18 protein-coding genes are annotated in these 19,016 nt (G+C 58.1%); 17 read left to right on the forward strand and 1 reads right to left on the reverse strand.

The window, feature by feature from the left end; genetic code table 11:
- Positions 1 to 5 precede the first annotated feature (5 nt).
- From QEZ52_RS19235 to QEZ52_RS19300, 14 genes are all read left to right on the forward strand, one after another.
- The gene (locus QEZ52_RS19235) at positions 6 to 401 is read left to right on the forward strand and encodes a 5-carboxymethyl-2-hydroxymuconate Delta-isomerase (protein ID WP_406646206.1); all 396 of its coding nucleotides are present in this window, start codon (positions 6 to 8) and stop codon (positions 399 to 401) included.
- Positions 398 to 1,909: a 5-carboxymethyl-2-hydroxymuconate semialdehyde dehydrogenase gene (hpaE, locus tag QEZ52_RS19240; protein WP_406646208.1), complete on the forward strand. Its 1,512-nt coding sequence runs from the start codon at positions 398 to 400 to the stop codon at positions 1,907 to 1,909. Before QEZ52_RS19235 ends, hpaE begins: the two co-directional genes overlap by 4 nt.
- An 84-nt stretch (positions 1,910 to 1,993) precedes the next feature.
- Positions 1,994 to 2,848 (forward strand): 3,4-dihydroxyphenylacetate 2,3-dioxygenase, encoded by an 855-nt coding sequence (gene hpaD, locus QEZ52_RS19245; RefSeq protein ID WP_406646210.1) that lies wholly within the window; start codon positions 1,994 to 1,996, stop codon positions 2,846 to 2,848.
- 51 nt (positions 2,849 to 2,899) lie between these two features.
- Entirely contained in the window at positions 2,900 to 3,733 is an 834-nt protein-coding gene (locus QEZ52_RS19250; protein ID WP_406646212.1) for a GNAT family N-acetyltransferase, read from the forward strand.
- An 18-nt stretch (positions 3,734 to 3,751) separates the two neighbouring features.
- Positions 3,752 to 4,732 (forward strand): 3,4-dihydroxyphenylacetate 2,3-dioxygenase, encoded by a 981-nt coding sequence (hpaD, locus tag QEZ52_RS19255; protein WP_406646214.1) that lies wholly within the window; start codon positions 3,752 to 3,754, stop codon positions 4,730 to 4,732.
- A gap of 35 nt (positions 4,733 to 4,767) precedes the next feature.
- Positions 4,768 to 6,177, forward strand: a complete 1,410-nt coding sequence (locus tag QEZ52_RS19260) for a pyridoxal phosphate-dependent decarboxylase family protein (RefSeq protein WP_406646216.1) — start codon at positions 4,768 to 4,770, stop codon at positions 6,175 to 6,177.
- Positions 6,177 to 7,049: a fumarylacetoacetate hydrolase family protein gene (locus QEZ52_RS19265; RefSeq protein ID WP_406646219.1), complete on the forward strand. Its 873-nt coding sequence runs from the start codon at positions 6,177 to 6,179 to the stop codon at positions 7,047 to 7,049. The genes QEZ52_RS19260 and QEZ52_RS19265 overlap by 1 nt, the downstream gene beginning before the upstream one ends.
- Positions 7,046 to 7,846 (forward strand): 2-oxo-hept-4-ene-1,7-dioate hydratase, encoded by an 801-nt coding sequence (gene hpaH / locus QEZ52_RS19270; RefSeq protein WP_406646221.1) that lies wholly within the window; start codon positions 7,046 to 7,048, stop codon positions 7,844 to 7,846. Before QEZ52_RS19265 ends, hpaH begins: the two co-directional genes overlap by 4 nt.
- Before the next feature lie 11 nt (positions 7,847 to 7,857).
- On the forward strand, positions 7,858 to 8,628 hold the full coding sequence (locus tag QEZ52_RS19275; RefSeq protein WP_406646224.1) for an HpcH/HpaI aldolase family protein: 771 nt from the start codon (positions 7,858 to 7,860) through the stop codon (positions 8,626 to 8,628).
- 148 nt (positions 8,629 to 8,776) lie between these two features.
- Positions 8,777 to 9,952: a substrate-binding domain-containing protein gene (locus tag QEZ52_RS19280; protein WP_406646226.1), complete on the forward strand. Its 1,176-nt coding sequence runs from the start codon at positions 8,777 to 8,779 to the stop codon at positions 9,950 to 9,952.
- 89 nt (positions 9,953 to 10,041) lie between these two features.
- Positions 10,042 to 10,818 (forward strand): ABC transporter ATP-binding protein, encoded by a 777-nt coding sequence (locus QEZ52_RS19285; RefSeq protein ID WP_406646228.1) that lies wholly within the window; start codon positions 10,042 to 10,044, stop codon positions 10,816 to 10,818.
- A complete protein-coding gene (locus QEZ52_RS19290; RefSeq protein WP_406646230.1) occupies positions 10,811 to 11,533 on the forward strand; it encodes an ABC transporter ATP-binding protein in 723 nt (240 codons plus the stop codon). The genes QEZ52_RS19285 and QEZ52_RS19290 overlap by 8 nt, the downstream gene beginning before the upstream one ends.
- Positions 11,534 to 11,594: 61 nt before the next feature.
- On the forward strand, positions 11,595 to 12,626 hold the full coding sequence (locus QEZ52_RS19295; RefSeq protein WP_406646233.1) for a branched-chain amino acid ABC transporter permease: 1,032 nt from the start codon (positions 11,595 to 11,597) through the stop codon (positions 12,624 to 12,626).
- A complete protein-coding gene (locus QEZ52_RS19300) occupies positions 12,623 to 13,693 on the forward strand; it encodes a branched-chain amino acid ABC transporter permease (protein ID WP_406646235.1) in 1,071 nt (356 codons plus the stop codon). Before QEZ52_RS19295 ends, QEZ52_RS19300 begins: the two co-directional genes overlap by 4 nt.
- Before the next feature lie 12 nt (positions 13,694 to 13,705).
- On the opposite strand, the gene QEZ52_RS19305 is transcribed toward QEZ52_RS19300, so the two are convergent.
- Positions 13,706 to 14,836, reverse strand: a complete 1,131-nt coding sequence (locus tag QEZ52_RS19305; protein WP_406646238.1) for a DUF3095 domain-containing protein — start codon at positions 14,834 to 14,836, stop codon at positions 13,706 to 13,708.
- A 136-nt stretch (positions 14,837 to 14,972) separates the two neighbouring features.
- On the opposite strand from QEZ52_RS19305, the gene QEZ52_RS19310 reads away from it, so the two are divergent.
- The 3 genes from QEZ52_RS19310 to QEZ52_RS19320 all read left to right on the forward strand — a co-directional run bounded on the left by QEZ52_RS19310 (position 14,973) and on the right by QEZ52_RS19320 (position 19,012).
- Positions 14,973 to 16,145 (forward strand): MFS transporter, encoded by a 1,173-nt coding sequence (locus QEZ52_RS19310; RefSeq protein WP_406646240.1) that lies wholly within the window; start codon positions 14,973 to 14,975, stop codon positions 16,143 to 16,145.
- An 82-nt stretch (positions 16,146 to 16,227) separates the two neighbouring features.
- The gene (locus tag QEZ52_RS19315) at positions 16,228 to 17,250 is read left to right on the forward strand and encodes an aspartate-semialdehyde dehydrogenase (protein WP_406646242.1); all 1,023 of its coding nucleotides are present in this window, start codon (positions 16,228 to 16,230) and stop codon (positions 17,248 to 17,250) included.
- A gap of 118 nt (positions 17,251 to 17,368) precedes the next feature.
- Positions 17,369 to 19,012, forward strand: coding sequence for a mucoidy inhibitor MuiA family protein (locus QEZ52_RS19320; RefSeq protein WP_406646244.1), 1,644 nt, complete (start codon positions 17,369 to 17,371; stop codon positions 19,010 to 19,012).
- The last annotated feature ends 4 nt before the right edge of the window (positions 19,013 to 19,016 follow it).

Below are 19,016 nucleotides of genomic sequence, written 5' to 3' on the forward strand. Positions count from 1 at the left end.
TTCTCATGCCCCACCTCAGCATCGACTATTCCGCCAATATGGAGGACCGGATCGACATGCCCGCGCTCTGCGATACCCTGCGCAACGCAATGATCGAAACCGGTGTATTTCCGCTGGCCGGCATCCGGGTGCGCGCCTTTCGGGCTGATCACGTGTCAATCGCCGACGGCAACCCGGATCACGGCTACATCGATATTTCAGTAAGGCTGCGCGCCGGGCGCGATCTAGAAACCCGCAAACGCGCCAGCGCCCAGATCTTTGCCGCGGCGAAAACCTTTCTGACGCCGACCATGCAAACCCATTCCATCGCGCTGTCCTTTGAGATGCGCGACATCGACGCCGAGCTGTCCCCCAAGACCGGCTCCATCCGCGACCATCTCAAGAAAGGCACCTCTCAATGACTGCCCTGCCCGCCAATATCGACAAACTCTCCGCTTATCTGGAACGGTTCCGCACCGATGGAATCCTGAACCTGATTAATGGCACCAGCCAACCAGCCCTTTCCGGGGCATTCTTCGAAAACGCCTCGCCCGTGGATGAAAGCCTGATCTGCCAGGTCGCACGCGGCAACAACGATGACATCGACGCCGCAGCCAGGGCTGCGCGCGATGCCTTTCCTGCCTGGCGTGATATGCCTGCGCTCGAGCGCAAGAAAATCCTGAACCGGATTGCAGACCTGATTGTGGAACGCGCTGAAGAAATCGCTATGTGCGAATGTTGGGACACGGGACAAGCCCTGCGCTTCATGTCCAAAGCTGCGCTGCGCGGTGCCGAAAATTTCCGCTTCTTTGCCGACAAGGTCACCGCCGCGCGGGATGGCCAGCAACTGCAGTCACCTACCCTGATGAATGTGACCACCCGCGTGCCGATCGGCCCCGTGGGGGTGATCACCCCGTGGAATACGCCCTTCATGTTGTCGACGTGGAAGATTGCCCCGGCACTGGCAGCCGGCTGCACCGTCGTGCACAAACCCGCAGAATTCAGCCCCCTGACCGCGCGCATACTGGCCGAAATCGCCCATGAATCCGGCCTGCCGGCAGGCGTCTGGAACCTTGTGAACGGATTTGGCGAAGAAGCCGGAAAACGACTGACGGAACATCCGGACATCAAGGCCATTGCCTTTGTCGGGGAATCCAGCACCGGATCAATGATCATGAAACAGGGTGCCGACACTCTGAAACGCGTACATTTCGAACTTGGCGGCAAGAATCCGGTGGTGGTGTTTGATGATGCCGACCTGGACCGCGCATTGGATGCGGCGATCTTCATGATCTATTCGCTGAACGGCGAACGCTGCACCTCGTCGTCACGCCTGTTGGTACAGGACAGCATCGCAGATACATTCGAAGCCAAGTTGATCGAACGGGTCAACAACATCCGCGTCGGCCACCCGCTGGATCCGCAAACCGAAGTCGGCCCACTGATCCACAAGGTGCATTTCGACAAGGTGACCTCCTATTTCGATATTGCCCGCAAAAACGGTGCCACCGTCGCCGCCGGGGGCGAACGGGTTGGCGATCAGGGGTGGTTCGTCCGCCCCACCCTGTTCACCAACGCCACCAACGACATGACCATCGCCCAGGAAGAAATCTTTGGCCCGGTCCTGACCGCCATCCGCTTTTCTGACGAAGACCACGCCTTGCAAATGGCCAATGACACTCAATATGGCCTCACTGCCTATGTCTGGACCAATGACCTGTCCCGCGCCCTGCGGGTCACCGATCGCCTCGAGGCCGGGATGATCTGGGTAAACAGTGAAAACGTGCGCCACCTGCCCACCCCGTTTGGCGGCGTCAAAGCCAGCGGCATCGGACGCGATGGCGGAGACTGGTCGTTCGATTTTTACATGGAACAGAAACACATCGGCTTTGCACTGGGGCAACACACCATCCCACGTCTGGGGGCCTGATCGCCCCGATCCCTTTCATCTGGCCGTAAATATCCCGGGGAGTGTGAGGGGCTGGCCCCTCACCCCAACCAACTGGAGGAACCAATGGGAGAAATCGTTCTCGCCGCCAAATGCACCCATGTGCCAACCATGTTGATGTCCGAACAGGACGGCCCCGTGAAGGGCAAACGCCAGCCTGCCATAGATGGTCAGTACGAAATTGCACGGCGAGCCAAGCATCTGGGGGCCGACACAGTGGTGATCTGTGACACCCATTGGGTGATCAACGCAGGGTTTCACATCAACGCCAACCATCGGTTCAAAGGGCTGTTCACCTCGAACGAATTCCCGCAGTTCATTCAGGATATGCCCTATGAATATGCGGGCAACCCGGACCTGGGCGACGCGATAGCCCAGATTGCATCTGACAAGGGTGCCTACACTCTGGCGCATCATCTGGACAGTTTGGAACTTGAATACGGCACCCTGGTTCCCATGCGGTTCATGTCGCGTCAGCATTCAATGAAAGTTGTCTCGGTCGCCGCCTGGGCCACCGTACATGATCACCAGGAAAGCCGCCTGGTCGGCCAGGCCATCCGAGAGGCGGTCGAGGCCAGCGACAGCAAAGTCCTTCTGGTGGCATCCGGCTCGCTCTCTCACAAGATCTGGGCGAACAAGGATTACGCCGCCAACAACGGCACCTTTACCATCAGCAGCGAATTCAATCGCCAGGTGGATCTGCGGGTGCTGGAGCTGTGGCAAAATGGCGATCACGCCACCTTCCTCAAGATGCTTGGCGAATATGCTGAATTCTGCTGCGGAGAAGGATCCATGCATGACACTGCCATGCTGTATGGGGCGCTCGGCTGGGACGCGTACGATGGCAAATGCGAAGTCGTTACTGACTATTTCCCCAGTTCGGGCACAGGCCAGACCAATGTGATCTTTCCCGTGACTTGAAACCCTGCGCCCTTAATCTGTGCAAGCAGAGACCCCAAAGGAAGCCCGCCCGTGATCGCTGAGACTTCAACAGATGACATCCTGTATGGGACACCTGAACAAATTGCCGTCGTGCGTCGGGCACGGGCCCTGTACAGGTTGGTGGGGCACAACCCCAGTTTCACGTTTCAGGGGCGGACTGTGTCCTATGTCGGCTGTCCGGGTGAATCCCGGGCACAGATCGCAGATCGGGTCATCGACCTGTGCCGCCTTCAGGGCTATGCCAGTGCCCAGTTCACCAACAGATCGCACCGTGACTCCTATACCCAGGCCTATTCGGATGCCCGGCTGGCCCCAGTGGTGTGGGAGCAATATTGGGGCCGCGGTTCTGCGCTGACATCCAGCATCGCATTTCTGGAAGCATTCACCCCCCCCGCAGGTTTGCAGCTATGCGCTGTCACAGCTGACACGCCTGATCAGACGATCCATGACATCTGCCAAATGTCGGTCGATGCCGGTGTTCTGCCACCGTCCGGGTCGGTCATGCGGGGACAGGGGCCCAAAGGTGTCATGCTTTTTGTCAAAACCGGCGACGGCCAGGTCGTTGCCTCGGGCGGCGGCTACATGTCGTATCACCCAGACAGCACCCGTCACGACGAAGCCTTTTGGGGGATGCTTGCCACCCATGCAGATTGGCGCGGTCAGCGCCTGGCATGCTGGGTTGGCGCCAAGACCATTCAGATCCTCGCCAACCAATTTGGTGCTCGCGGGTTTTCCAGCGGCGTCAAGGCCGACAACCCGTCATCACAGGCGATGTGCGCCCGTCTGGGAATCTACCAGTCCGATTATCTCTATGTCGGTGCAACTGATCCTATCCTCATGGGCACCACAGCCATAACCCGTTGATCCAAGGAAAGAACACGCATGCCAGTCCCCGCGCCAAACCTGTACCCGCCATTCAACATCGTTCGCCTGTCCCATGTGGAATACCGCGTCACTGATCTGGCTGCCTCACGTGCCTTTTACGTCGACATTCTAGGCCTTCAGGTCACACAGGAAGACGACCACCGCATCTATTTGCGTGCGATGGAAGAACGCGGGCATCATTGTATTGTTCTGGTACAGGCTGATACGGCCGAAGTAGGCGTGCTGGGGTTCAAATTGTATGACGAACCGGATCTGGACAAGGCTGCCGAGTTTTTTGCCAACCGCGACCTGCCGGTCGAATGGGTCAAACGCCCGCATATGGGCCGCGTCTTGCGCACCCGAGACCCTTGGGGCATCCCGCTGGAATTCTATGTCACAATGGACCGGTTGGAGCCGATTCACCAAAAGTACAAGCTTTACAACGGGGTCAAACCCCTGCGAATTGATCACTTCAACATGTTCTCTGCCAACGTTGATGCATCGGTTGCCTTCTATAACGACATCGGTTTTCGGGTCACGGAATACACCGAAGATGACGAAAGCGGCCGGGTCTGGGCCGCCTGGATGCACCGCAAGGGCGGTGTGCACGATGTGGCCTTTACCAATGGTCTCGGCCCCCGCTTGCACCACACTGCATTCTGGGTGCCGACACCGCTGAACATCATTGATCTGCTCGATCTGATGTCGACCACCGGCTATGTCGCCAATATCGAACGCGGCCCTGGACGGCACGGAATTTCAAACGCGTTTTTCCTGTATGTTCTGGACCCGGATGGCCACCGGATTGAGATCTATTGTTCAGACTATCAGACTGTTGACCCGGATCTGGAGGCGATCCGCTGGTCGCTCACCGATCCGCAGCGCCAGACCCTGTGGGGCGCACCGGCCCCTCGCAGCTGGTTCGAAGAAGGCTCGACCTTTGAAGGTGCCACGCCAATGGCCAGCGACCTCAAGGCCCAGCCGATCATCGCACCCTGACCACATAAACCTATTCGGAACCGGAGAGAACACAGATGAAATGGGATGAATTTGCCGGATGGGGCCACAAGGTTTCGGATTGGGCGCAGGAATATCACCAGACAATTGGCGAACGCCCAGTCCGTGCGCAGACCCAACCAGGAGATATTCTGAACGCACTGCCGGTCAACCCGCCGGATGCCCCCGAAGCCATGGAAGACATCTTTCAGGATTTTGAGGACATCGTGATGCCGGGCATGACCCATTGGCAGCACCCCAGGTTCTTTGCGTATTTCCCCACCAATGCGACGCCACCGTCAGTGTTGGCCGAATATCTCGTCGCCACGCTGACCGCGCAATGCATGTTGTGGCAGACATCGCCGGCCGCGACCGAAATGGAAACAAGGGTGCTGGACTGGTTGCGTCAGGGCATGGGGCTGCCGGATGCGTTTTCCGGGGTCATTCAGGACAGCGCCAGCGGGGCCACTTTGGCCGCGGTGCTGACCATGCGCGAACGCGCCCTGAACTGGCAGGGCAATACCAAAGGGCTGAGCGCGCATTCCGCCGTCCGGGTCTATGCCTCGAACGAAGTGCATACCTCAATCGACCGCGCCATCTGGATTGCCGGTATTGGCGAAGACAATCTGGTGCGCATTCCGATCCAGGGGCCAAACCGCGCCATGGATACCGAGGCACTGCGTCAGGCCATTCAGGCCGATCGCGCCGCCGGGCTGCAACCTGCAGGGATCATTGCCTGTGTCGGCGGCACCGGCGTGGGGGCCACAGATGACATCGCCGCCGTGGCGCAGGTGGCACAGGACGAGGGACTGTATCTCCACGTCGATGCCGCCTGGGCTGGCAATGCTATGGTTTGTCCTGAATTCCGCCCGATGTGGGCCGGGGTCGAACAGGCGGACTCTATCGTCTTTAACCCCTACAAATGGATCGGAGGCCAATTCGACGGCTCAGTGCATTTCGTCCGCTCTCCCGAAGACTTGACCCGCACGCTGGCGATCAGCCCCGAATACCTGAAGACCCACGGGCAGGATGGCATCATCAACTATTCCGAATGGTCTGTGCCACTGGGCCGTCGGTTCCGTGCACTGAAACTGTGGTTCCTGATCCGTGCCTATGGGTTGGACGGTCTGCGTGAACGGATCCGAAATCACGTGGCATGGTCGCGCAAGCTGCACGACAAACTGGCCGCCACGCAGGGGTTCGAGATCGTCACTTCGCCGATGTGGTCGCTGTGGTCGTTCCGCCTGATCCGTAAAGACGTTGATCTGGACGCGTTGAATCTACGGTTGGTCAACGCCATCAACAATGACGGTCGGATTTATCTGACCCAAACCCGCGTCGACGGCAAACTGGCAATCCGCTTTCAATGCGGCCAATTCGACACCACCGAACAGGACGTCATGATGGCCCATGACGTCATCACCGAAATCGCAGAAAGGCTGAGCTGATGCGTATTGCGTCCTACACCTCCAACGACACATCGTTTTTTGGCGCTGTCTCTGATGCGGGCATGATCGCCCTTTCACCTGATTTCCCCCAATGGGCAACCCTGCGAGATGTCATCGAAGCAGGGGCCCTGCATGATCTGGCCGTTGCCGCACAGGACAAACCTGTCACCCATCCAAACGGCACGTTTGATTATCAGATCCCGATCCCCAATCCGGAAAAGATCATCTGTGTTGGTGTGAACTTTCCGGACCGCAACGCCGAATACAAGGATGGGCAGGACGCCCCACCCAATATGTCCCTTTTCATCCGGTTTCCCCGTTCGTTCACAGGCGCGGGGCAACCGCTGATCCGCCCGCCGGAAACCTCCCAGCTGGATTACGAAGGCGAGATTGCCATTGTCATCGGCAAATGTGGGCGCCGCATCCCACAGGATCGGGCCTATGACCATATCGCCGCCATTTCCGTCTGTAACGAAGGCACACTGCGTGATTGGGTGCGTCATGCCAAATTCAACGTGACCCAAGGTAAAAACTGGGACAACTCGGGGGCCATCGGCCCCTGGTTGGTGCCGTTTACCGCCGCTGCCCAGCTGGATGACGTGCGCCTGACAACCAAGGTCAACGGCGAACTGCGTCAGGATGATCGCACCAGCCGCATGTTGTTCCCGATCAAACGGCAGATCGAATATATTTCGACCTTTACCACGCTGGTACCGGGCGATGTGATCATCACAGGCACACCCACTGGTGCCGGAGCGCGGTTCGATCCGCCGAAATTTCTGAAACCCGGTGACGTGATCGAGGTCGAGGCCGAAGGCATCGGCAAACTGGTCAACACCGTCGCGGATGAATTTGAAGAGGGGACAGCATGACCCCCGAACAACATGTCCAGGCCGCAGAAACCCTGTTTCGCGCCGATCAGTCAGGGCAGCAATGCGGACTGCTTTCGCTGCAATACCCGGGAATGACGCTGGATGATGCCTATGAAGTACAAAACCAGTTGATCGCTCTCAAATTGGCATCAGGACGACATAAAATTGGCTGGAAAATCGGCCTGACCAGCCGCGCCATGCAGGATGCGCTGAAAATTGACACACCTGACAGCGGCGTGTTGCTGGATGACATGGCGTTCGCCAATGATGCCACAGTGCCCGCGGGTCGTTTCATCCAACCCCGAATCGAAGCAGAGATTGCCTTTGTCATGAAGGCACCGCTGGCTGGGGCCGATTGCACCCGCGATGACGTGATCGCCGCCACCGATTATGTGGCCCCGTCACTGGAGATTCTTGACACGCGCATCCTGCGTGCCGACCCGGAAACCGGGCAAGCGCGAATTGTCACCGACACGATCAGCGATAATGCCGCCAACGCAGGTGTGGTCCTGGGCGATCAGCGCCATGCTATCGACGCCCATGACCTGCGGTGGGCCGGGGCGATTGTGTCCCGCAACGGTGTCGTCGAAGAAACCGGCCTTGGCGCAGGCGTTCTGAACGACCCGGTGACTTCGGTCCTGTGGTTGGCCCGGCGCATGGCCGAATATGGACAACAGATCGACGCCGGGGATATCGTGCTGTCAGGATCCTTCATTCGCCCAATTGAATGCCCTCCGGGGTCCGAAATTTCTGCCGACTTCGGCGACTTCGGAGCCGTCAACATTTCCTTCGCCTGAAAGGTTCGCTCATGCCCGCCCCCACAAACACCTTCAAACAGGCCCTGGCCGATGGCGACCGCCAGATCGGCTGCTGGATGAGCTTTGCCGAAGGCAGCATCGCCGAGATCATGGGCACCGCCGGGTTTGACTGGCTGGTGATTGATGGTGAACACGCCCCCAATGACATCCGTTCGATCCGCGACCAGCTGATGGCGCTGCAGGCCAGCCCCTCGCACCCTGTCGTGCGGGTGCCGATTGGCGAAACCTGGATGATCAAACAAGTTCTGGATGCTGGTGCCCAGACAGTTTTGGTACCGATGGTTGAAACCGCCGATCAGGCCCGCGAGATGGTCCGCGCCTGTACCTATCCTCCGTTGGGGACCCGAGGCGTCGGCGCGACAGCCGCGCGCGCCACCATGTTCGGCTCTGTCAGCGAATACATTCAGACCGCCGATGACGAAATCTGCCTGCTGGTCCAAGTGGAGAACCGCGCCGGGATCGACGCGCTCGACGATATTCTGGCCGTCGAAGGCGTGGATGGAGTCTTTATCGGCCCTGCCGATCTGTGCACCGACATGGGATACGCCGGCAACGCAGCTGCCCCCGAGGTGCGCGACGTCATCGCCGACGCGATCGAACGGATTGCAGCTGCTGGTAAGGCCCCAGGCATTCTGGGGGTCACCGAAGAGGCCACCCAGACGTATTTCGACATGGGTGCCCAGTTCCTGGCCGTCGGCATCGATGTACTGATCCTGGCCCGCACAGCGAGCAACCTCGCAACCTATTGGAAAGGGAAATAGCACCGGGCGCGGGCATACGTATTTACGCATAATTGACCGTTTCACCCCCGCGCCAGTACCTTGAAACAATCAAAGGGAGAGTGCGCCCGGTGCCTGATCCGGAACCATCAGGTCAGGACGGCAGGCGCACCATCAGGGAGAACACATTGTGAAACGTCTAATTGCTGCAAGCATGGTGTCGGCTCTGGCGCTGGCCTCGGCTGCCACAGCCGACATCAAGATCGCCCATATCTATGGCAAGACCGGCCCATTCGAAGCCTATGCCAAACAATCCCATGATGGGCTGATGTTGGGGCTGGAATATGCAACGGGCGGGACCATGGAGATCAATGGTGAAAAAATCATCATGATCGAAAAGGACACCCAACTGAAACCCGAAAACGGCAAGGCGCTGTTGGAAGAGGCCTATGGCGACGACGAAGTCGACCTGGCCATCGGCCCGGTCAGCTCAGGCGTGGCGCTGGCGATGCTGCCGGTGGCCGAAGAATATGAAAAGATTCTGTTGGTAGAACCGGCTGTGGCCGACAGCATCACCGGTGCCAACTGGAACCGCTACATCTTCCGCACCTCACGCAACTCATCCCAGGACGCAGTGGCCAGCGCGATTGCTCTGGCCGGTGACAACGTGCATATCGCAACGCTGGCGCAGGACTATGCCTTTGGCCGCGACGGCATCGCCGCTTTCCGAGAAGCTTTGGCAACCAAGGGCATCAGCCTGGTGCACGAAGAATACGCCCCCACGGACACCACCGATTTCACCGCGCCGGCGGAACGGATATTCAACGCCATGAAGGATCTGGACGGCACCAAGAAGCTGTTTGTGATCTGGGCCGGAGGCGGCAACCCGCTGAGCAAGATCAATGCCATGGATCCGGGTCGGTTCGGCATCGAATTTGCCGGGGTTGGCAATATCCTGGCGGCGCTGAAATCCTACAAGGAATTCCCCGGAATGGTCGGGGCCACCTATTATTACTATGAACTGCCCGACAATCCGGTGAACGACTGGTTGGTCAAGGAACATTTTGACCGTTTTGGCACGCCGCCTGATTTCTTCACTGCCGGGGGCATGGCCGCAGGTATCGCCGCAGTCGAAGCGATCAAGAAGGCTGGTAGCACCGACACCGAGGCGTTGATCACCGCGATGGAAGGCATGGAGTGGGAAACCCCCAAGGGCACCATGCAGTTCCGCCCCGAAGACCATCAGGCGATGCAGACCATGTACCACTTCAAAATCCGCGTGGATGACGATGTGGAATGGGCAATCCCGGAACTGGTTCGTGAACTGACGATCGACGAAATGCCAATCCCCATTCGTAACCAGTAATTGCTTTTCCTGCTGGCCCAGCGTTCAATTTGCTCTGGGCCAGCATGGCGATGCCGGTCCTCGTAGATGGACCCGAGCAAGAGTTTCAAATGACTTCTCCCCTTCTAAGCACCACGGACCTTACGGTTCGGTTCGGCGGTCATGTCGCGGTTGATGCCGTGACCTGTGACTTTCACCCTGGCCAACTGACCGCCATTGTCGGCCCCAATGGCGCAGGCAAAACCACCTATTTCAACCTGATCTCCGGGCAGATCCCCGCCTCATCGGGGCGGGTCGAGCTGCGCGGCCAGAACATCAGCGGTCAATCCGTATCTCAACGCACCCGCGCCGGGATCGGACGGGCGTTCCAATTGACCAGCCTCTTCCCAAATCTATCGGTTCTGGAAAACATACGTCTGGTCGTGCAGTCCAAGGCTGGACAGGGGTTCAACCTGTTTTCCATGGCCAGTCGCCACGCCGAACTGACCGATGCCGCCGAAGCCATCCTGAAACGTGTGCGCATGATCGACAGCCGGGATCAGATCGTATCTGAGCTGAGCCACGGGGATCAACGCAAATTGGAAGTGGCGTTGTTGATTGCACTGGATCCGGCGGTGTTCATGTTTGACGAACCCACGGCAGGAATGAGCGTGGATGAAGCCCCCGTGGTGCTGGACCTGATTGCCGAGCTCAAGGATCAAAGCGACCGCACGGTTTTGCTGGTGGAACACAAGATGGACGTGATCCGCACTCTGGCCGACCGGATCATCGTGCTTCATAACGGAGCGCTGGCCGCCGATGGTGCTCCTGCTGAGGTCATGGCATCCGATGTGGTCCAAGAGGCCTATATGGGCCGCGGGTTGGAAGGGATCCTGGAAGATGTCTGATCCGATCCTGAAACTCGAAGGTGTGTTCACGAACATCGCCCAGTATCACATTCTGCAAGGTGTCGATCTGGAGGTGCCACGCGGTGCTGTGACCATGCTGCTTGGGCGCAATGGCGTGGGCAAGACCACGACCCTGCGCACCATCATTGGCCATTGGCGGGCCCATCAGGGGCGGGTGATGTTCAACGGCGAAGACATCACCTCAACGCCAACCCCGACAATTGCCCGGATGGGAATAGGGTTTGTACCCGAAGATATGGGCATCTTCTCGGACCTTACCGTCGAAGAGAACATGGTACTGGCCGCAGTTGGCGGGCCTATCAATTCTGCACGGCTGGATTGGATTTTCACCGCCTTTCCTCCGCTCAAGACCTTTTGGAAGTCCGAAGCCGGAAACCTGTCTGGTGGGCAGAAACAGATGTTGTCCATTGCCCGCGCCATGGTCGAAGAACGCCAGCTGTATCTGATCGACGAACCAACCAAGGGACTGGCACCCGCAATCATTTCCACCATGGCGCGCGCTTTGAAGGACCTGAAGGATCAGGGCGCTTCCATCTTGTTGGTTGAGCAGAACTTTGCAGTGGCACGCGCCCTGGGCGACAGCGCCAATGTGATGGACGACGGACGGATGGTCTGGTCAGGGGACATGGCCCAATTGGGAAGCGATGCAGAGTTGCAGGAACGGCTGATGGGCCTGAGCATGGAGACCCACTGATGCACATGTGGCACGATCCGAGTTCAGGTATTTTTGACCAGAAAGAAACAGGAGTGCGGTCATGACGACAGCCCCCGAACATGCTCCCAAGATGGCACAGGCCGGTTTGGCAGAGCGGCTGGGCCCCTACATCCCCATGCTGCTGGTTCCGATCCTTGTGGTTCTGGGATTTTGGGCCATTCCCAATACGTCCAGCTGGTTGACGTTGACCGTGTCAGGGTTGGCGATGGGGATGATGATCTTTCTCATGGCTTCGGGCCTGACACTGGTATTCGGTCTGATGGATGTGATCAATTTCGGTCATGGTGCCTTTGTGTCCGTTGGAGCTTTTGTCGGTATTTCGGTCATGTTGATGATGGGCCATATGGTCGAGTCACCGTCGCTGATGCTGAACCTTCTGGCAGTTTTGATCGCGGTGGTTGGTGCCATGGTCGCCACGGGTGCCATGGGGTGGGCCTTTGAAAAAGTCATCGTCGAACCGGTTTATGGTCATCATCTCAAACAGATTTTGGTGACTATGGGCGGGCTGATCGTGGTCGAACAATTGCTGATCGTGCTGTGGGGGCCTGAAGAGATCTATTTCACCCGCCCCGAGGCGCTGAAAGGCGCGATTACCTTTGCCGGTGCAGCGCTAGAGAAATTCCGGCTGGTAGCCGTGGTTGTCGGCCTGGTGGTGTTTCTGACAATGCGCTGGGTGCTGCGAGGCACCAAGATCGGGCTGATCGTGCGCGCCGGCGTACAGAACGGCGAGATGGTGCAGGCGCTTGGCTATCACCTGCGGCTGGTGTTTGTCGGCGTCTTTGTTGCGGGTTCCGCGCTGGCCGGTCTGGGCGGGGTGATGTGGGGGCTGTATCAGGAGGTTATCACTGCGCATATGGGCAACCAGGCGATGATCCTGATCTTTATCGTGGTCATCATTGGCGGGTTGGGCAGCGTCGAGGGCTGCTTCATCGGTGCCTTGCTGGTGGGCTTGATGCAGAATTATGTCGCGTTCCTTGAGCCAAAAGCGGCGTTAATTTCCAATATCGGCCTGATGGTCGCAATCCTGATGTGGCGCCCGATGGGCATGATTCCGGTGGTAAAGGCGAAATGATACACTCCGTTCTGTCCGGCGACCTGCCCCGGTCGCGTATCTTGTCCATTGTCCTTCTGGGCATCCTGGTCTGCCTGGCCTTGGCTCCATTCCTGTTTCCCGGCGTGCGTACCGTCGATACCGCCGCACGGATCTGTGTGTTCATCGTTCTGGTGGCCAGTTATGACCTGTTGCTGGGCTATGGCGGCATCGTCAGTTTTGCCCATACCATGTTCTTCGGCATCGGTGCCTATGGGGTGGCTTTGGCCTCGACCCATATGGGGCGCGGGTTTGACGCCATTGCCGTTGGCGCGGTCTCAGGCGCGATGATTGCCGCATTGCTGGCACTGGTCATCGGGTTGTTTTCGCTGCGCGTGCGGGCCATTTTCTTTGCGATGATAACGCTCGCAGTGGCATCGGCCGTAGCAGTTCTGGTCAGCCAGCTTTCGGGGTTGACCGGCGGCGAGGATGGGCTGACCTTCAAGACCCCCCGCGCGTTGGGTCCAGCATTCAAATTCGGCAAGGAGACATTTGACGGCACCCTGTTCGGGGTCAAACTGAACGGCAAGCTGTTGGCCTATTATTTTGTCTTTGTTGGGACGCTGGTGTTGTTCCTGTTCATGTTGCGGGTGGTGAATTCCCCGTTTGGGCGCGTGTTGCAAGCCATCCGCGAAAATGACTTTCGCGCGGAATCCATTGGCTACCGCGTGGTTAAATACCGGGTGGCGGCGACCTGCCTGTCAGCAGCCATCGCGGCGCTGGCCGGATCGCTCTATGCTGTTTGGCTGCGTTACGTAGGTCCGGACACAACCCTGTCGATGGAGATCATGATCGACATCCTGTTGATGGTCGTGATTGGCGGCATGGGTACCATGTATGGTGCCATACTGGGTGCAACGCTGTTTGTGCTGGCCCAGAATTATTTGCAGACCCTGATGGGCGCGGCATCAGGGTTGGTCGAGGGTATTCCCATCCTACCCGAACTGCTCAGCGCGGACCGCTGGCTGTTGTGGTTGGGGGTACTCTTCATCCTCAGCGTCTATTTCTTTCCGACCGGGATCGTCGGACGGCTGCGCAACCAGGGCTGATCGCCGAGGTCCTCAGGATTTCAACTGGGCCGCCGCCATGGTATATCCGCCGGCGGACCCATCCACAAAATGCACGTGGTCTTCGCGCACGGCCGAGGGCACGATGCAGGTTACCATCGCTTGATCCTGTTCATGCAGCCCATACCGGATCACACCGTCCTGTCGGGCCTGCTCCAGTGTCTCAACCAATCGATCCCGCGTGATATGATCACAATCCAGGGTCATCTTCAGCCCGTCGTCATATTTGCGAAAATCAGCGTTACGGCTGATCCCTGCACGATAGTGCGCGGGATCGAAGGAACCCATGCGAATACCCAGCGCAAAAATCAGCCAGGATACAAAAGTCCGTCCCGCCAAAACCACCTTACGCAGGGCCAATGGCCACCGGGTTTGCATCGTATGTGCCTCGAGCGTGAACCCGGGAGGTGGGTATTGCAGGCCTGGTCCTTCCTGCGGCACGGGATGCCCCCCGCGATCCAATTGTTCAGCCAAACGAACAATCTGGTCAGCGACTTGAACGAACTCTGCCTCATTTCCAGTTGGCTCGACCAGCAACGAGAGGATCAAATCTCGCTGGGCCGGTATGTTGGACCACCGGCAGGACAACCCGGTCAAATCAGGGGAAGTAAGCACAGCAGCAGGAGCCACTTCTATCATTCCAGATTTCATTTGCTGTTCCGCCCAGGACACCCCTCCTCCGGAAAACATGGCATAATCCACGCCTTCAGAAGCCGCATAGCGCGCAACACGCACATCATGCCCTGCCTCACGAATGTCGCGCACAGGAACCAAGGCCGCGCGCAGCTCCATATCGAATTCAACCGGGACCCATCGGCGCAAGGTTGCCAAAATCCTATTGGCAGTCTCGCGATCCGATGGTGCCACCGCAAAAGATGCCCCATCCCCGCCAAAAACATAGGGAAAAGCCCGCCCGTTCAGACCGTTCATCATCGATGAAATGACCGCCGCACCGACCATGTTCACCGCCTTGTAGCGACCGGCGGCAATCTGCCCGGTCGAATTCACGATGTCCGTAACTCCGACGACCCAGTCATCCGGCAAGGCCGTGAACCTGTCGGCACGGCTGAAACCAGCAAATTCAGGATCTGGGAGCAGGGTTGAATAAAACCCATCGTTTTCCATGTTTTTCTTTCCAATCAGATTGCAGAAAACCCTAGCGCCCGCTTTCCGACAATCCAATGATGTGCCTTGCGATACACAGGCTTGTGTCTGCCCGTGTAACGTGCAACGCATGTCCGTCTGGACAAAAGAGGCAATCATGCAGGCTGGTTTAATCACGTTGTGTCTGGCGTATGTACTCAGCCAGTTCTTTCGCGCCTTTCTGGCCGTTCTTAGCCAGGTTCTGAAACAGGATCTGGGCACAGGGCCTGAAGATCTCGCCTTTGCGTCGGGTATGTGGTTCCTGTCCTTTGCGGCCATGCAATTGCCGGTGGGCTGGGCGTTGGATCAGATCGGACCGCGTCGCACGGCTTCGGTGTTGTTGATACTGGGCGGTGCGGGCGGAGCGGCCCTGTTTGCCGTTGCGACCACACCGCTGCACGTCAGCATCGCAATGTTCCTGATCGGTATTGGATGTTCGCCGGTCCTGATGGCGTCCTATTATATCTTTGCCCGCCAATATCCTCCAGCGCGGTTTGCAACGCTGGCGGCGCTGATGCTGGGCGTGGGCAGCGCTGGCAATCTGGTCGCCTCCTATCCAACGGCGCTGGCTGCTGAATTGATCGGATGGCGCGGTACGCTTGCCGGTTTGTCGGTGATCTCGGCAGCAGTTGCGGTTGGGATCTGGTTCAGTGTGAAAGATCCCGGCAAAGCGGAAACCGATCAGAAAGGGTCCGTTCTGGATCTCCTGAAAATGCCGGTCATGTGGGCCATCCTGCCGCTGATGTTCGTGGTCTATGCCCCGTCCGGTGCCGTTCGGGGCCTGTGGATCGGTCCTTATCTAAGCGACGTCTACGGGTTGGACACCGCCCAGATAGGCACCGCGACGCTGATCATGGGGGCCGCGATGATTGCAGGCACCCTCTGCTATGGCCCGTTGGACCGGATGCTGGGCACCCGCAAATGGGTGATCTTTGGTGGCAATGTGCTGGCCGTTGTTCTGTTGGCCCTGCTGATCGTTACCATTGATCAGTCAGTGACCCTATCGGTGGCGCTGATCGCCGGAATTGGATTTCTGGGTGGATCGTTTCCGGTCATCATCGCCCATGGCCGGGCCTTTGTGCCGCCTCATCTGACCGGACGCGGTGTGACATTGCTGAACCTGTTTGGAATCGGTGGTGTGGGAATCATGCAGTTCGCCAGTGGGCGCATTCATGAAACCACGTCGGGCGTTGACCCTTCCGCACCTTATCTGGCCATTTTTGCCTTCTTCACGGCCGCTTTGGCGGCAGGATGCGTGATATATATGTTCAGTCGCGACAGTATGGACTGATCAAACACTTTAAATACAGGTCCAATCGCTATATGGAACCGCAGCCGGTCATATCGACCGGCGGTATCTGGAGATAAAGAATATGGGTTATCGCGTCGCCGTCGTCGGCGCCACGGGTAACGTGGGCCGTGAAATGCTGAACATCCTGGCCGAGCGCCAGTTTCCGGTGGATGAACTTGCCGCGCTGGCAAGCCGTCGTTCGCTGGGATCTGAGGTGAGCTTTGGCGAAAAGACACTCACGACCCAGGATCTCGATACCTTTGATTTCACGGGATGGGACATGGCATTGTTTGCCGTGGGCTCCGAAGCAACCAAGGTTTACGCCCCCAAGGCAGCAGCAGCTGGCTGTGTCGTCATCGATAACAGCTCGCTCTATCGCTATGATCCGGCCATTCCGCTGATCGTGCCCGAGTGCAACCCCCAGGCGATCCACGAATATGCCAACAAGAACATCATCGCCAACCCCAACTGCTCGACCGCGCAGATGGTTGTGGCGCTGAAGCCGTTGCATGATCGGGCCAAGATCAAACGCGTTGTCGTGTCCACCTATCAGTCGGTTTCCGGCGCGGGCAAAGAAGGCATCGACGAGCTGTGGGATCAGACCAAATCGATCTACAATCCGACCGATGACAAACCGGCCAAGAAGTTCACCAAACAGATCGCATTCAACGTCATTCCCCACATCGACGTCTTCATGGAAGACGGCACGACCAAGGAAGAGTGGAAGATGGTCGCCGAAACCAAAAAGATCATTGATCCTGCGATCAAAGTTACGGCCACCTGCGTGCGCGTTCCCGTGTTTGTCGGCCATTCCGAAGCCGTGAACATCGAATTCGAAGACTTCCTGGATGAAGATGAAGCCCGCGATATCCTGCGCGAAAGCCCCGGTATCATGGTGATCGACAAACGCGAAGACGGTGGCTACGTGTCTCCGGTGGAATGCGTTGGCGATTTTGCGACTTTCATCAGCCGCATCCGTCAGGACAGCACCGTTGAAAACGGTTTGAATCTGTGGTGCGTGTCGGACAACCTGCGCAAGGGTGCGGCGCTGAACGCCGTTCAGATCGCCGAACTGCTTGGCCGCGAAGTTTTGAAAAAGGGCTAAACCCCGGCCGGACATCATCGGCACAAACTGACCAATAGCAGGGCACCCAATCGGGTGCCCTTGTCATTTGATCTATCGCTTGTCACGCTTGCCCCGTATTCAATTTGAGGCAAGTTCCATGCGCTTTTCCCTATCCCTGATCGCCCTTGTGGCTGCTTGTCCGTCTTGGGCTGACACCATCCCGGTCCTCACCAAGGTGACAGAGGTGACGATGCACCCCGACAGCGCCGCGGTATCACGGATTGCCTCTGTTCAGGTTCCTGCTGGCAAACATCGGTTGGTCTTTCAGGGTGTCCCAAACAGTGCGCATGAACAAAGCCTGCGGATCGACCTGACCGGTGCCCGGCAAGTCGGCACCATATTCCGCAACGAATATACCCCGCCGCGTGACACCAGCTCTCCCGAAGTGGATGCTGCGAAAGCACGTCTGGAGGACATCAAGGAGCGTATTCAATCGGTCCGAGATGACGCCGACCGGGTCAGGTTGGCCGCCAACGCCGCGGATGTATCTTTGGGCTTTCTGAAGCAATTGGGCGAAAACGAAGGCCTGGCAGACGCTTCGCCGGAGACATTGCGCCAAATTGCGCAGATGATCCAGGGCGAAGCAATGACTGCGTCTGTCACGGCATTGGACGCCCGGATTGCAGCCCGTCGGGTAGAAACCCGCCTGAAGGAGCTGAATGAGGAACTGGCCGATGCAGACCAGGCGCTAGCGGCATTGGATCTCGAAGACGACGACCGCCTGTATATCGCAGTCGAAATCGACGCCGCCGCTGCGGGAGAGGTTCAAGTAGACCTGTCCTATCTGGTCTTTGGTGGCACCGAATGGGTGCCGGTCTATGATCTCAACCTGACGACTGGCGACACACCGCGGCTGGATATTCAGCGAGATGCCTTTGTCAGTCAAAACACAGGCGAAAACTGGTCTGATGTCACGCTGCGCCTTTCGACCACCGAAGCGATCGGTGCCACCGATCCCTCTTATCTGGACACCACCCAACGGTACATCGTCGATCCACAGCAACCGGTGCGCAAGGCCGCGTCCTCTGCATTGCTGGCAGACAGCTATGCAGGCGCGCCAGAACCCAGCGTCGAGGCCTTGGTCACGGCAAACGAAGAAACCCCCATCTGGAGCAAGGTAAACGGTCCGGGTGTAACCTATACCTACCACGAAAAAGTCTCTGTCGCCTCGGGGGCCGATGTGTTGCGATTGGAATTGGACAGCCTGTCCGAAAACGTCACGGTTACCGCCCACGCAGTGCCGCTGCGCGATGTCACAGCGTTTCGCATGGCCAGCTTAACCAATACCTCCGGTGAAGAATGGCTGTCTTCCCCCTATGCCGCCCGGTATGTGGACGGGTTTCTGGTGGGGGATGACAGCTTCCAGGGATTGGCACCTGGGCAAGAGACCCACATTGGTTTTGGTCCCATCGACGGATTGCGCCTGACGCGGGACATTCTGAATCGGAACCAGGGCGACCGTGGCATTCTTTCCAAATCCAACCAAAAGGCCGAACAGGTCGAAATCAAAATCGAAAACCTGACGGGCAGAACATGGCCCATGCAGGTGGTAGACCGGGTGCCTTTTTCAGAACAGGAGGATCTGGAGATCAGCTGGACCGCCGTCCCGCGACCCAGCGAAGAAAACTGGGAAAACCGTCGCGGAATTCTAGCCTGGTCATGGGAGATCAAACCGGGAGAAATACGGAAAATCAAACTCAATACGTCCATAAACTGGCCAGATGGGATGGTATTGCGTTGATGCC

The organism is Aliisedimentitalea scapharcae, from assembly GCF_045277565.1.
GTDB lineage: Bacteria > Pseudomonadota > Alphaproteobacteria > Rhodobacterales > Rhodobacteraceae > Aliisedimentitalea > Aliisedimentitalea scapharcae.

What these genes read in the sequence shown, in the direction of transcription:
- hpaH (WP_406646221.1), top strand. Translation starts at nt 7,046, where the DNA reads ATGACCCCCGAACAACATGTCCAGGCCGCAGAAACCCTGTTTCGCGCC.
- QEZ52_RS19290 (WP_406646230.1), top strand. Translation starts at nt 10,811, where the DNA reads ATGTCTGATCCGATCCTGAAACTCGAAGGTGTGTTCACGAACATCGCC.
- QEZ52_RS19300 (WP_406646235.1), top strand. Translation starts at nt 12,623, where the DNA reads ATGATACACTCCGTTCTGTCCGGCGACCTGCCCCGGTCGCGTATCTTG.
- QEZ52_RS19315 (WP_406646242.1), top strand. Translation starts at nt 16,228, where the DNA reads ATGGGTTATCGCGTCGCCGTCGTCGGCGCCACGGGTAACGTGGGCCGT.
- QEZ52_RS19275 (WP_406646224.1), top strand. Translation starts at nt 7,858, where the DNA reads ATGCCCGCCCCCACAAACACCTTCAAACAGGCCCTGGCCGATGGCGAC.
- hpaD (WP_406646214.1), top strand. Translation starts at nt 3,752, where the DNA reads ATGCCAGTCCCCGCGCCAAACCTGTACCCGCCATTCAACATCGTTCGC.
- QEZ52_RS19305 (WP_406646238.1), bottom strand. Translation starts at nt 14,836, where the DNA reads ATGGAAAACGATGGGTTTTATTCAACCCTGCTCCCAGATCCTGAATTT.
- QEZ52_RS19260 (WP_406646216.1), top strand. Translation starts at nt 4,768, where the DNA reads ATGAAATGGGATGAATTTGCCGGATGGGGCCACAAGGTTTCGGATTGG.
- QEZ52_RS19295 (WP_406646233.1), top strand. Translation starts at nt 11,595, where the DNA reads ATGACGACAGCCCCCGAACATGCTCCCAAGATGGCACAGGCCGGTTTG.
- QEZ52_RS19235 (WP_406646206.1), top strand. Translation starts at nt 6, where the DNA reads ATGCCCCACCTCAGCATCGACTATTCCGCCAATATGGAGGACCGGATC.
- QEZ52_RS19285 (WP_406646228.1), top strand. Translation starts at nt 10,042, where the DNA reads ATGACTTCTCCCCTTCTAAGCACCACGGACCTTACGGTTCGGTTCGGC.
- QEZ52_RS19265 (WP_406646219.1), top strand. Translation starts at nt 6,177, where the DNA reads ATGCGTATTGCGTCCTACACCTCCAACGACACATCGTTTTTTGGCGCT.
- hpaD (WP_406646210.1), top strand. Translation starts at nt 1,994, where the DNA reads ATGGGAGAAATCGTTCTCGCCGCCAAATGCACCCATGTGCCAACCATG.
- QEZ52_RS19320 (WP_406646244.1), top strand. Translation starts at nt 17,369, where the DNA reads ATGCGCTTTTCCCTATCCCTGATCGCCCTTGTGGCTGCTTGTCCGTCT.
- hpaE (WP_406646208.1), top strand. Translation starts at nt 398, where the DNA reads ATGACTGCCCTGCCCGCCAATATCGACAAACTCTCCGCTTATCTGGAA.
- QEZ52_RS19310 (WP_406646240.1), top strand. Translation starts at nt 14,973, where the DNA reads ATGCAGGCTGGTTTAATCACGTTGTGTCTGGCGTATGTACTCAGCCAG.